A 12,715-nucleotide genomic window follows, 5' to 3' on the forward strand; every position below is an offset into this window, starting at 1 on the left:
AATGCGCTAAAACGGCCCTATGCCCGAGCTTTCGGTCAAGGGCTGCTGGCAGGGGTGCGATCCGGGCGGGTGTTCATAGACATCGACATGCGGGTTCTCGCTGTCGGGCCTGCACATCTAGAACCGCTTGCCCAGGGTGATCTCGATGCGGCGGCCGACGGGGTCGCGGCTGTCGCGGCCGTAGCCGGGGGCGGGGGCGCCGTCGGCGAGGCGGGCGGAGGGGCGTTCGTCGGTCAGGTTCTGGATCGACAGCTCCAGCCGCGCCCCTTCCGCCCGTCGCCCGGACACGTCCCGGAAGAGGCGATAGGTCGCCTTCAGGTCCAGGCGGGCGAAGTCGCTGATCCGCAGGTCGGCCGGGCCGTCTTCACCGATGGTCGCCCGGCTGCGATAGCCCGCCGTCCACCGGCCGGTGACGTCGATCTTCAGCGGCCCCTTCATCCGGCTGAGCGTCCATCCCAGGTCCTGGCCGGACACGCCGCCGCCGTCACCGGCCAGACGATCCAGGACCGGCAGGCCCCGGCCCAGCTCGGTCCGGTCGGTCAGCCGCCAGGTGTGAAACAGGCTGACCGTCCAGGTCGCGGCGGAGGCCTCCGGATCGACCGGCGGGTTCAGGCTCAGACTGGTGGTCAGAGACCGGGTCTCTGAAGCCGTGGCGTTGAAGGGGCGCAGGTCGATCCGAACGAGACGGCCCGACGCATCGCGCAGGAACCGGTCGGGATAGGCGGCCTCGGTCTGTGGCGTCGGCTGAAGAGTCGACGAAATCCCGTCGCGCGCGCGGGCCAGGGACAGGCCCTGGTTGAAGCCGACGCTCCAAGGGGTGAAGGGGCCCAGCGACAGGTTGAGAGCCGCGCCTTCGGACCGGGCGACGGTCAGGTCGGGATTTCCGCCGACCAGGGTCTGGACCTCGACCGCCTCACCGGTGCGGAAGTCATAGACGACGGCGTTCGGGCCCTGGCGCTGCGGGGCGAAGCGGTCCAGGTCGCTGGGCGCGGTCAGGGTGCGGTTCCAACTGGCGCTGAGGCTGACCTTGTCGCGCGGCTGCCAGGCGGCGCCCAGGTCCAGACTGTTTCCGCCCCCGGCGTCGGTGTCGCGGCCCCCCGCGCCCAGGCTGACGGACAGGCCGCCCAGGCTCACGCCCCCGATCTTGAGGGTCTTCGCCTCGTCCTCCAGACCAGGCGGCGGCGCAGGCTGGGACAGGGGAACGGTGATCTGCCCCTGCCAGGCGGAGGCCGTCGTGGCGCGCCGGTCCGCCTCTCCCACAGCCTCCGTCCGGGTTCGGTTCCGGTTCGCATCGGCGGACAGATTGACGGCGATCGGGCCGGCGCCCAGGCCCGGCAGGCTGCGGTTCAGGGCGACCGCGCCGCTCCAGCTCATCAGGTCGGTCTGGGAAGGCGTCGGGCCTTCGGCCTTTACGACATCGGCCGTGGCGAGGAGATTGACCTGGGCGATCCAGTCTAGAACCGAACCGCTGAGGCCGCTGCGCACCTCCCAACGGCGGGTGTCGGTGGAGAGAACCGTCAGGCCGTCGGCGTCCCGCGTGGTCGATCGGCTGGAGGTCTGGCTCGCCGAGGCGTTCAGGCTGGCGGCCCAGTCGCCCAGGCTGCGGTTGAAGGCGGCGTTGGCCGAAAGGAACCGGCTCTCGGGCGTCAGGCTGACGTCCGCGCTGTCGGGGTGATCACGCAGATAGGCCGGGCGATCGTCGGCGAGAAGGGCAGAGACGTCGCGCAGGGTCAGGGTCAGGTTGGTGATGTTGCGGTCCTGGAGCCGGGACTGGCGCGCCGTGGCGGAAAGCTCGCGGAATCCTCCGGCGGTCGGAGCGGCCGCCGTCAGGGCGCCGTCGCGGCTGGCGAAACTGCGCTGCAGGACCAGGTTGAAGACCCGGCCGGAGGGAGAGCCGCCGTATTCCGCCGCCGAACCGGCCGGCAGGACCTCCAGCCGCTCCAGGGCGTCGGACGGCAGGTCCAGAAAGACGGACGGGTCCGGCATGCGGACGCCGTTGATGATGACCACGGGCGGCTGGCCGGGGCTGAACTGACGCGCGGCCTGGCCCAGGACGTCGCCGACGCTGCCGCCGGCCAGGGCGTCGATGCGGGCGGCGTCATATTCATACTGGGGCGGGGTGCGCGCCGCCCCTCGCCGGGCGGCCACCTCCACGTCGGGCAGGACGGTCACCGGGGGCGGATCGGCCTGCGGCGCCGGCGTCGCCTGGACGGCGGCGGCGCTGAACCCGGCGAGCGTGAGACAGAGGGAGATCACAGGGACAATCTAGGAGCGAGCCGGACCGCGCGGAAAGAAAAAAGGCCGGGCGTCGCAGACGCCCGGCCAGGCTTTCAGGTTTAGGATCCGGGGACCAGCCGAGCCTAGAGGATTTGCAGACCCGGAATACGGATCGAGCCGCTGACGATGGTGCAGTTGCGACCGCCGGCGTTCACGGGGGGCAGGACGTTGTTGTTGAAGGTCGCCGTGCTGGTCGCATTGTTCCAGGCGACCACCACCGTGCCGTAGCAGGGATCGTTGGCCACGGTGTTGGCGCCGATGGTCAGGGCGATCGAGGTGGTCGATCCCGGCACCACGGCCGCGCTCCAAGCGCCGGACGGCGCAACGGCCAAGCAGGCGATGCCGCCGGGCGAGATGCTGCGAGTCGGGATGGGCGCGCTGGTCGCGCTCAGCGGGCTTGCGGTGATGGAGACGTTGCAGGTGACGCTGATCGTTTGCGACAGGGTCACAGAACCCGATCCGGATACGCTGCCCGAGCTGGGCGAGAAGGATTGGGCGAAGCTGGGGGAAGCGACGGCGACGGAAGCGAGCGCCGCAGCGGCGATGGAAAGCATCTTGATCATGGTAGTCCTCCCTTTGAGTGGGTCCTTGGTTGGACCCGTTGAGCGTGTGTTCACCCGCTAGGGGCGATGTACTTACAACGCGGAAGGTAGGTCGGAGTCAAGGAGAAATACGTATATTTTTCAATGATATAAAACGACATAAGGCCGTCCTGTCGGCGTCTCTTGACGTCGGGGACGGCCTTACAGGGTGGCCGGGAAGACCGGCCTGACGTCAGCCTCAGAACGACTTGGTCAGCCGCACGGCGAACAGCCGCGGGTCCAGGGTGAAGACATTGGTCGTCAGCCCGGTGTCGTCCGAGTTGGTGAAGGCGTCGACGATGGGCGCATCGTCGAAGACGTTCTTGACATAGGCCTGGAGCTTCAGGCCCCGCGCCTCATTGGTCAGGGACACCGACAGGTTCAGATTGTCCCAGCCCTCCAGCCGGTCGTATTCGGTGTTGTAGACGCGGAAGAAGCTCTCGCCCTGGCGATAGTAGTCGCCGCGCAGCGTCAGGTCCCAATCGCCCAGGAACCAGCTGTACTGGGCCCCGATGTTGGCGGTCCAGTTGGGCGAGTTGGGCAGTTCGTTGCCGCCCAGGTCGGCTTCGAACCCCCGTCCGCCGTTCGGCGCCTCGGTCAGGGGATCATAGGTGAAGCCGTACAGGGCCCAGAAGGGAAGGATGGAGTTGAAGTTGGGGTTGAAGGTGCCGAACCGCGACGAGCCGGCGCACAGGGCGCTCAGCGCCAGATTGGCCGCGTCGGGTCCGAAAGCGCTGTTGAGGATGGTTTCAGCATAGGCGCGCGGGGCGATGCAGTTCGACGGCACCTGGATCCAGGGACGGATGGTGATCCAGTCGGGGTCGCCTTGGGTGCGGTCCATGACGTTGATGGACCGCTCGCCGTCGGCGATGCGGGACTTCAGATAGCCGAGATTGCCGTCGATCTGGAAACTGGGCGTCGGCCGGTAGACCGCTTCAAGCTCCAGACCCCAGATTTCAGCGTCGAAATTCTCATTCAATGAGATGCGATCGACGATCTGGGAAACCTGATAGTCCTTGTAATCATAGTAGAAGCCGGTCGCGTTCAGCCGCAGCGCCCCGTCCATCAGCGTATTCTTGGCGCCGATTTCGAAGGCGTTGACGTATTCGGGATCAAAGGTGCTGGCCAGGGGCTGGTACTGGACGACCTTGGGGTCCAGCTCCAGGCGAGGCGGATTGGTGCCGCCCCCCTTATAGCCGCGGGAGAAGGAGGCGTAGACCAGGGTGTCGTCGGTGAAGGACAGATCGGGTGTCCAATCCAGCACGATCCGGCCGGTGACCGCCTCCCACTTCTGTTCGATGTCCGGCAGGGCGTAATAGCCCCGACGCACGAATCCGCCCGACCCCGGACCGGACCCGCCGCCGAGCGGCGCGCCCAGCAGCAGCTGGCTGGGATAGGGTGTCGTGTCCTTGCGGTCCTCGGTATAGCGCAGGCCGGTCGTCAGCCGCAGTTCCGGCGTCAGGTCCCAATAGCCCTCGCCGAAGACGGCCCAGGAGCGGGTGTGGACGACGTTCTTGCTGCGGAAATAGTTGTGACCTTCGCCGTTGATTTCGCTCAGCGGATTGGGGTCGACATAGACGCATTCGAACACGCGATCGTCATCGCAGGGTACGGTCTGCGAACTTCCGTCCGGACCCAGCTCGAAGTTGTAGAAATATTCGGCGAGGTAGGAGAAGGTGTTGTTGAAAACGTAGTAATCGTCCTGCGACTTGAAGTCCAAATAGTTGGCGCCGAGGCTGAAGTTGAAATCGCCCGCCATGTCGGACTGAAGGCGGAACTCCTGATACCATTGTCGATTGTCGGACTGGCTGATGTCGGCCGACAGGATCCGGTTTGACGGCCCCAGTTGCGGATCGGTGTAGACGCCGCCGGGCGCGGCCGGCGACGGAATCAGGTCGCCGAAGAAATCGAACACCTGGCTGCTGTCCGAGAAGGCGGGGTTGGAGACGTAGCGCGCATAGTCCTGCGACGCATAATAGTCGTCCTTGGCGTAGGCGGTCTGTGAGAACAGGGTCAGGGTGTCGGTCAGGTCGAATTCGAGATTGACCTGGACGACGTCGTTCTCGGCCCGGAAGACGGGATCGTAGTTGGTGGCGATCTCACGCAGGTCTCGCGACTGCACGACGCCCTCATAGGGGTCGAAGCCCTGTGGGATCGGATAGACGCTGGCGCCGTTTGCGTCGAAGCCGCCCAGGCTGAAGAAGCCGGACAGCAGCCGGATCGGCCCGAAGGAACCGCCGTTGGGCGCGCCATAGGCGGCGTCGGAATACAGTGAACCCGGCAGGCAGCCCTGGCTCAACTGATCTTGATTATATGGTGTGGTGATGGACGCCGATCCGACCTGGGTCGGACCCGGATCGGTGGTGCACAGCTGTTTGCCGGTGCGGGAGCGGTGGTCGTCTTCCTCGAAATGCTCCCAGATCGCATTGGCGCGGAACCGCGCGGTCGGCTCCCACCGGGCCGACAGACGGGTGGTGAACAGGTCGCGGTCGTTCACATGGGTGTCGTTGAAGCTGTTGTAGTCGAAGCCGTCGCGCTGGGTGAAGCCGAAGGCGCCGCGCACGGCGAACGTATCGCCGAAGGGGACGTTGAGCATGGCCTGGCCGCGCCGGCTGTCATAGTTGCCCAGTTCCCCGCCCGCGAAGCCTTCGGACCGGAACTTGGGCAGTTCGGGGAACATGTTGACGACCCCGCCGGTGGCGTTGCGGCCATATAGGGTGCCCTGCGGCCCGCGCAGCACCTCTACCCGGGCGACGTCCAGATACTCCTGCTCGAACAGGCGGTTGCGGATCAGGGGGGTGTTGTTGAAGCTGACGGCCACGGCCGGGTCGCTGGAGGCCGACACCGCTTTGGTCCCGATCCCGCGGATCGAGAAGTTGTACATGCTGAAGTTGGATTTCGAGAAGGCCACGTTCGGCACGGCGCGCAGCAGTTCCGATCCCCCCTCGATCTGGCGCGATTCCAGGGCCTCGGCCGACAGGGCCGAGACGGCGATGGGCACGTCCTGAACGGACTGTTCGCGCTTTTGGGCAGTCACGATGATGTCGTCCACCACGGCGGGAGACGCCTGACCGGCCTGCGGCGCTGGAGCTGCGGGCGGCGTCGTCTGGGCCAAGGCGGGGGCTCCAGCCATCAGCAGGGCTGTGGCGGAGACCGAGAGCGCAAGGCGCGCGCGAGTGCGGACGGCTGAAACCATGTGATCCTCCCTGAGCACGCCGACCGGAGACGGCGTCCTGATGTGCGTTTCCTCCCGCCTGATGTTTCCGCTCGGCGGGGCGGGGCCACCGGCGGTTGTCGCCAGCTTCGCACTACTCACTCTCATGTCAATACCTATTGACAATTGTGTCGGTTGACGGCCATCCGCAGACGGTGTGATTTCGGACTTTCGGCGAGGGCTGAGGGCGCGGATCGGGAGAGGGCGCGATGGACTGCGACGCCATAATCGTCGGGGCGGGGCTGGCTGGACTGGTCGCTGCGAACGAACTGGTCCAGGCCGGGCGCAAGGTGGCGGTGGTGGATCAGGAGAACGCCGCCAATCTGGGCGGCCAGGCCTATTGGTCCTTCGGCGGCCTGTTTCTGGTCGACAGTCCCGAACAGCGGCGTCTGGGGGTGCGCGACAGTTTCGACCTGGCCTGGTCCGACTGGCGCGGCAGCGCCGGCTGGGACCGGCTGGACGGCGCCCTGGCCGAGGACGAATGGGCCGCCCGCTGGGGCCGGGCCTATGTCGAGTTCGCCGCCGGCGAAAAGCGCGACTGGCTGCGGCGACACGGAATCCGGCTGACGCCCATGGTGGGCTGGGCCGAGCGGGGCGACGGCCGGGCCGAGGGGCACGGCAACTCCGTCCCGCGCTTCCATGTGGCCTGGGGCACGGGCACGGGCGTCAGCGGCCCATTCGCCGCCCGCGCCCTGGAGGCCCAGGCCCAGGGTCGGCTGACCTTCCATTTCCGCAGTCGGGTGGATCAGCTGATCGTCGAGGCGGGCCGTGTGACCGGCGTGTCGGGCGTCCGCCTGGCGCCCAGCGAGGCTCCGCGCGGCGCCCCTTCCAGCCGCGAGGTCGCGGGCGATTTCACCCTGCGGGCGCCGTCGGTCCTGATCGCCACCGGCGGCATCGGCGGGAACCACGACAAGGTGCGCCGCTTCTGGCCCGAGCGGCTGGGGCGGCCGCCGCGGACGATGGTCACGGGCGTGCCCGCCTATGTGGACGGACGGGGGTTGGATATCGCCGAGGCGGCGGGCGCCCGGCTCGTGAACCGCGACCGGATGTGGCACTATGTCGAGGGTCTGCGGAACTGGAACCCGATCTGGCCCGGACACGGCATCCGCATCCTGCCCGGCCCCTCGTCCCTGTGGCTGGACGCCCTGGGGCGGCGGCTGCCTTTCCCCGCCCTGCCGGGCTATGACACCCTGTCCACCCTGCGCTATCTGCGCACCACGCCGGACTTGGCTGAGCACGACCATTCCTGGTTCATCCTGACCCAGTCGATCATCGAAAAGGAGTTCGCCCTCTCGGGCTCGGAGCAGAACGGCGACATCACCTCGGGCGACTGGCTGCGGGTGCTGAAGACGCGGCTGGGCAAGGGCGCCTCGCCCGAGGTCGAGGCCTTCAAGGCCAGGGGGGCGGACTTTGTGGTGGCCCAGGATCTGGAGACCCTGGTCGCGGGCATGAACGCCCTGACCCCGACGCCCCTTTTGAAGAGGGAGGCGGTGCGGCGTGTGGTGGAGGCGCGCGACGCGCAGATCGCCAATCCTTTCGCCAAGGATCTGCAGATCCAGGGCGTGCACAACGCCCGCCGCTATCTGGGCGACCGGCTGGCGCGGGTGGCCCGGCCGCACCGTCTGCTGGACCCGGCCGCCGGCCCCCTGATCGGCGTCAAGCTGAGCGTCCTGACGCGCAAGAGCCTGGGCGGGTTGCAGACAGATCTGGACAGCCGGGTGTTGCGGGGCGACGGATCGGTGTTGGAGGGTCTCTATGCGGCGGGCGAGGCGGCGGGGTTCGGCGGCGGGGGCGCCCACGGTTACAACGCCCTGGAGGGCACCTTCCTGGGCGGCTGCCTGTTCACCGGACGGGCGGCGGGACGGGCCATGGCGGGCTGATCTAACGCAGCCGGGTCCAGGTCTGGGTGCGGCACAGAAGGGGGGCGATACAGCCGCGCACCGCCAGTCGGCCGCCTTCCATCAGGGTCAGGGTTCCGCGAGAGGCGCGCTGGCCGCTGTCCGGGTCATAGAGGGGGCCGCCGGACCAGGTCGTGGGGCCGCCGGTGAAACCGTCCAGAACGCGCAGCCCCCTGAGCGGCCGGCTCCGCAAGTCCGGGTCGCGGTTGCGCACATCGGTCTGATCGGGGTTCCGACGCAGGGGGGCGGCGTCCACCACTCGGCCGCACAGGGCGGCGCCGCAGCGGTTGATTTCGACCACCCCGCCCTGGGCGGCGGTGCGCCACCGCCCAAGCAGCGGATTGTCCTGGGCCGAGGCCGGGGCGGCGGCCATCACCACTCCGGTCAGGACCCCGCCGGCCAGGGTCAGGGCGGCGGGCCAGGTCGGGCGACGCATCAGCCCCGGACCAGCAGGCGGTTGCGGACCTCGACCGGGATGCGGTCGTAGAGGGTCGGCCCTCCCAGGCCCAGTCGCGCGCGCGCCTGATCCAGCGGCTCAGACATCAGGGCCTCATAGTCCAGGGCCGGCAGCCAGGCCGCCTTCCGCCCCCGGCGCCACGCCTCGAAGACGGCGGGGGCGCAGGGATAGCCGGTGCGGGCCTTGGTCATTTCGACGGCGGCGCCGATGGCGATCAGGCCGAAACCCTTGCTGCCCGTCTGAGGCAGGGACAGGGCGACCACGCAGGCCTCGCCCAGGGCGTCCGTGCGATAGCCGGCCAGGATGTGCCACAGGTCATGGATGTCGCGCAGGCGCCGGGCGTACCAGGCGTAGGGATGGGCCGCCTCTATTTCGCTGTCGGCCACCTTGCGGCTCTCGTTCGCCAGGCCGTAGGCCGACAGATTGCGCTCGTCGATGAAGTCCAGATAGGCGCGGCCCACCGATCCGGCGGGCATGGATTCCAGCCAGGGCCGGTCGTGCAGCCGGTCCGCCAGCTCGACCATCTTGAAGGCCTGGCGCGCGCCCTCGGGCGTCTCCAGCATCCGCATATAGCCGCGCCGCACCGAGTTCCCAGCCAGGGCGTTCATGATCTCGAACACCTGGGTGGTGTCTTCCTTGTTCGCGATCAGGCGGCGCAGGGCGCGAAAAGCCCGGCCGATCTCGATCCGCCGGGGGCGCCCCATGCCGTCAGCGCGGGGCCGCGCATCGACCAGGGCGTCGTCCATCATCAGTTCAGCCGTCACTTGCTCTCTCCGGGCGCTGAGCTTAACCAGTGCTATCTACATGGATGTAACTAACAACAATGTCAATAGAGCGCGTCCGTCGCCGTCGTCGCACCCCTGAAGAAGCCCGCCTGGAGGTCCTGGCTTGCGCCCGTGCGCGCTTGCTGGCCGGGGGGCCGGACTCCGTCACCCTGAAGGCCGTCGCCGACGACCTGGGCATGACCCACGCCAATCTGATCCACCATTTCGGCTCGGCCGAGGGGCTTCAGTCGGCCCTGATGGGGTCGATGGTGGCGGATCTGTCGAACGCCCTGGACGCCGCCATCGCCAGGCTGCGCACCGACGAAGGGGCGCCGCTGGAGCTGATCAACGCCGTCTTCGACGCCTTTGCGGAAGGCGGGGCGGGCAAGCTGGCCGCCTGGATCGTGCTGAAGGGCGACCTGACCCATCTGGAGCCGGTCCGGGCGGCTGTGAACGGTCTGGTCGAGGCCATCCGCGACAAGCTGGGCGATCCCCTGACCGCCTCGCCCAAACAGCTGTCCTCGGCGGTTCTGTTCATCGCCCTCAGCGCCTTCGGCGAGGCCCTGATCGGCCCGCCGCTGCGCGACATGCTGGATCAGGACGAGGACGCCAGCCGCCAGGTGGTCGCCGGCCTGCTGCCCTATTTCCTGCTGAAGGCCGAGCGGGGACAGTAGCCGTTCAGGCGGCTTTCGACGCCTGTTCCGCCGCCGCCTGAAGCACGGCGCCGACGGTCTGCAACAGCACGGCGGCGCCGACGGGCTTGCCCAGCACCTCAACGGCGCCGGCCGCCCGCGCCTCGGCGACCTCGGGGCGCGAGACGTTGGCGCTGACGACGATCATCGGGGGCGGACAGGGGTGTTCGGCCCGGATGATCCGCATCGCCGTCAGACCGTCCATCACCGGCATCTGAACGTCCATCAGCACCAGGTCGAAATCCATTGTCCGGCTCAGTTCGACCGCTTCCAGCCCGTTCTCGGCGCAGGTGACTTCCGCGCCCGTAGCGGCCAGAACCGCGTTCAGCACCGCCAGATTGGCGGGATTGTCGTCCACGGCCAAGATGCGGAGGGCGGCGGGCTCCGCATCGGTCGCGGCGGACCTGCCCCCGGGCGTCGACAGCAGAACCGCCGGCGCGCGCAAGGTCACGCGGCTGCCGACGCCGATCGTGCTCTGGGCGGTCAGTTCGCCGCCAACGGCGCGGGCCAGGCCGTCGGCCAGAGCCAGGCCCAGACCCATGCCGCCGTGTTTCCGTGTCGCAGTGACGTCGCGCTGATGGAAGGGGCGGACGAGGGCGTCGAAACTGTCGATGTCGAAACCGCAGCCGGTGTCGGCGACGGTGAAGACCAGGGCGTCGTCTTCGTATTGGACATCCAGAGAAACTGCGCCGGTCTCGGTGAACTTCACCCCATTGGCGACCAGCTGGATCAGGATGCGCTTCAGGGCGTCGCCGTCGGCCGAAACCTGGACGTCGGCGCCCGCGTCCGGGCCGTTCAGGACGATCGGCCGGTCGCCGATCAGGTCGGCGCATTCCGTCAGCACCTCGTCGCACAGGGTCCGCACCGACAGGGGCGACGACTGGGGCGTGAAGCCTCCGCCTTCCAGCTGCGAGAAGTCCAGCAGGGTGGTGATGCGGCGCGTCACCTCGGCCCCGGCCTGGGCCACGGTCTCCAGCGCCTTGTGGGCCGCCTCGGGCAGGGCGTGTCCGCGCAGCAGTTCCAGCGGCGCCAGGACGCTGTTCAGCGGCGTGCGCAGTTCATGGCTCAGATTGGCCAGGAAGCGCGACTTGGCCGCGTCGGCGGCGGCGGCGGCGTCGCGCGCGCGGACCAGGGCGGAGACGTCGAAATTCATCAGCAGCAGGCCGCCGATCGCCCCTTCGGCGTCGCGCCAGGGTATGACCGCCCATTCGAACCACATGTCGACAAGGGCCGAGCGGACGGGCCCCTCGCTGCTCATCGCCTCTCCGGCGAGGGCGCGGGCGTAGACCTTGGGCCAATCGATCTGGGCCGGGCGCGCCCTGGCCGGCGAGTCCACCCTCTGTCCGACCATGTCCTGCGCCGGTCGGCCGTAGGTCTTTTCCCAGGCCTGGCTGACGCCGGTCGCCACCAGGTCGGCATCCGTCATGATCAAGGGCACAGGGCAATGGCGCACGAAGGCGGAGATGACGTCGCGGGCGGATTGGCGTTCCGCCTCGGCGCGCTTTTCGGCCAGGGGCGCCGCCGCCTCATAGGCGCGACGAACGGGCGCGCGCGAGACGCACAGTTGAATCAGCGGCCCTTCGGTCCCCTGGGTCTGGGCGGCGCTGACCATGACCGGAATCCGATCGCCGTTAGAGGCGAGCACGTCCAGGGCCAGCTCCTCCAGCCGCCCGCCCATCGCCAGCTCCTGACGAAGCCGCGTCTGAACCATGATCCGGCTGGCGGGGGTCAGATGATCGACCAGACGGCGATCCTCGGCCTGGTCTCCGGCGGGCAGGTCCAGCAGGTCGGCCAGATAGTCGTTCAGCCACAGCAACCGACCATGGGGATCGACCAGGCCCAGGCCGCCCGGCGCCTGGCTCAACAGATCCAGCAGGACGGACGGACTTTGCATCTAGGCCGCCAGGTCCAGCGGCGGCAGGTCCAGATGGCGACGCAGGGCCGCCTCGACCAGATCGGGTTCGGTCATATGGGGACAGTGGCCCTCCGTCGGCAGGACGACCCGGCGCGCCTGGGGGATGTGGCGCTCCATCCAGTCCCCCACGAAGGTCGGCGCTAAGGCGTCGTCGCGGCTGTCCAGCAACAGGGTGGGGAGGGTCACGGCTGCAAAGGCGTCGCGGTCGTCGGCGTGGAAGGTTGTGCGGGCGAAATGGCGGGCGATGGCGGGATCGACCCGGCACACGCTCGCGCTCCAGTCGGCCTGACCCTGCGTGGCTGAAGACCCGAGGATCGCAGGCGCGACCGCCGTGGTCCATTCGGCGATGTTCTTGTCCATCAAAGCCAGGAGGTCGGCGATGTCGGCTGGGGTGAAACCGCCGCGGTAGCCTTCGGCGTCCGTGTAGCGGGGCGAACCGCACACCAGGGCCAGGGACTGGAACAGGTCGGGTCGTCGGACGGCGGCGATGACGCCGATGCTGGCGCCCACCGAATGGCCGATGAAGACGACCGGACCCAGGCCGACCGCCTCGATCACCTCGATCAGGTCGTCGGCGTAGCCGCCCAGATCGGCGTGGCGCTCAGGATCGAAACAGGCGCTGTCCGAGGCGCCGGCGCCGACATGGTCAAACAGGACGATGCGGGCCACGCCGTCGAACCGATCGGCGACCGATCTCCACATGCCCTGGTCGCAGCCGAAGCCGTGCGAGAACAGAAGGACTGGACCCGTGTGACCCGTGACGGCGACGTTGTTGCGGCTCAGAATCGTCATGGCGTCGTCCGCTCAACTTTCATTTGCGACGGCTGTCAGGCCGACCTGAGCAGTTATTTCGAAAAAACCTTAAAAAATCCGCTTCTTGCGTTTCGCAACCACAGATCGGCGTTACGCGGGCTTCG

At 68.3% G+C, this 12,715-nt stretch carries 9 protein-coding genes; 2 read left to right on the top strand and 7 right to left on the bottom strand.

The features are described from left to right. Positions 1-117: 117 nt before the first annotated feature. The 3 genes from ACZ5M6_RS05440 to ACZ5M6_RS05450 all read right to left on the bottom strand — a co-directional run bounded on the left by ACZ5M6_RS05440 (position 118) and on the right by ACZ5M6_RS05450 (position 6,054). The gene (locus ACZ5M6_RS05440; protein WP_464159854.1) at positions 118-2,256 is read right to left on the bottom strand and encodes a TonB-dependent receptor; all 2,139 of its coding nucleotides are present in this window, start codon (positions 2,254-2,256) and stop codon (positions 118-120) included. 104 nt (positions 2,257-2,360) lie between these two features. Next, complete coding sequence (locus ACZ5M6_RS05445; RefSeq protein ID WP_183218000.1) at positions 2,361-2,840, bottom strand: hypothetical protein; 480 nt, start codon at positions 2,838-2,840, stop codon at positions 2,361-2,363. Between the two features lie 217 nt (positions 2,841-3,057). Next, positions 3,058-6,054: a TonB-dependent receptor gene (locus ACZ5M6_RS05450; protein WP_464159855.1), complete on the bottom strand. Its 2,997-nt coding sequence runs from the start codon at positions 6,052-6,054 to the stop codon at positions 3,058-3,060. 227 nt (positions 6,055-6,281) lie between these two features. Here ACZ5M6_RS05450 and ACZ5M6_RS05455 point away from each other — a divergent pair, with 227 nt between their 5' ends. Further along, positions 6,282-7,952 (top strand): FAD-binding dehydrogenase, encoded by a 1,671-nt coding sequence (locus ACZ5M6_RS05455; protein WP_464159856.1) that lies wholly within the window; start codon positions 6,282-6,284, stop codon positions 7,950-7,952. A 1-nt stretch (position 7,953) separates the two neighbouring features. On the opposite strand, the gene ACZ5M6_RS05460 is transcribed toward ACZ5M6_RS05455, so the two are convergent. Both ACZ5M6_RS05460 and ACZ5M6_RS05465 read right to left on the bottom strand, forming a co-directional pair. Continuing rightward, positions 7,954-8,406 carry a DUF2147 domain-containing protein gene (locus ACZ5M6_RS05460; protein ID WP_464159857.1) on the bottom strand — a complete coding sequence of 151 codons (453 nt, stop codon included), beginning with the start codon at positions 8,404-8,406 and terminating at the stop codon, positions 7,954-7,956. Beyond that, positions 8,406-9,191: a Coq4 family protein gene (locus tag ACZ5M6_RS05465; protein WP_311734615.1), complete on the bottom strand. Its 786-nt coding sequence runs from the start codon at positions 9,189-9,191 to the stop codon at positions 8,406-8,408. The genes ACZ5M6_RS05460 and ACZ5M6_RS05465 overlap by 1 nt, the downstream gene beginning before the upstream one ends. 59 nt (positions 9,192-9,250) lie before the next feature. Between ACZ5M6_RS05465 and ACZ5M6_RS05470 the strand changes: the two genes are divergently transcribed. After that, positions 9,251-9,865: a TetR/AcrR family transcriptional regulator gene (locus ACZ5M6_RS05470; RefSeq protein ID WP_333896979.1), complete on the top strand. Its 615-nt coding sequence runs from the start codon at positions 9,251-9,253 to the stop codon at positions 9,863-9,865. A gap of 4 nt (positions 9,866-9,869) precedes the next feature. Here the strand turns inward: ACZ5M6_RS05470 and ACZ5M6_RS05475 are convergent, their stop codons facing one another. Next, on the bottom strand, positions 9,870-11,777 hold the full coding sequence (locus ACZ5M6_RS05475) for a response regulator (protein ID WP_464159858.1): 1,908 nt from the start codon (positions 11,775-11,777) through the stop codon (positions 9,870-9,872). Continuing rightward, entirely contained in the window at positions 11,778-12,590 is an 813-nt protein-coding gene (locus ACZ5M6_RS05480; RefSeq protein ID WP_287397838.1) for an alpha/beta fold hydrolase, read from the bottom strand. It abuts the gene before it with no gap. Positions 12,591-12,715: the final 125 nt, after the last annotated feature.

The sequence above is a fragment of the Brevundimonas sp. Br13 genome, from assembly GCF_055391505.1.

Bases quoted from the DNA above. Each gene is read 5' to 3' on its own strand.
- ACZ5M6_RS05445 (WP_183218000.1), bottom strand. From the start codon at position 2,840: ATGATCAAGATGCTTTCCATCGCCGCTGCGGCGCTCGCTTCCGTCGCC.
- ACZ5M6_RS05450 (WP_464159855.1), bottom strand. From the start codon at position 6,054: ATGGTTTCAGCCGTCCGCACTCGCGCGCGCCTTGCGCTCTCGGTCTCC.
- ACZ5M6_RS05455 (WP_464159856.1), top strand. From the start codon at position 6,282: ATGGACTGCGACGCCATAATCGTCGGGGCGGGGCTGGCTGGACTGGTC.
- ACZ5M6_RS05460 (WP_464159857.1), bottom strand. From the start codon at position 8,406: ATGCGTCGCCCGACCTGGCCCGCCGCCCTGACCCTGGCCGGCGGGGTC.
- ACZ5M6_RS05470 (WP_333896979.1), top strand. From the start codon at position 9,251: ATGTCAATAGAGCGCGTCCGTCGCCGTCGTCGCACCCCTGAAGAAGCC.
- ACZ5M6_RS05475 (WP_464159858.1), bottom strand. From the start codon at position 11,777: ATGCAAAGTCCGTCCGTCCTGCTGGATCTGTTGAGCCAGGCGCCGGGC.
- ACZ5M6_RS05480 (WP_287397838.1), bottom strand. From the start codon at position 12,590: ATGACGATTCTGAGCCGCAACAACGTCGCCGTCACGGGTCACACGGGT.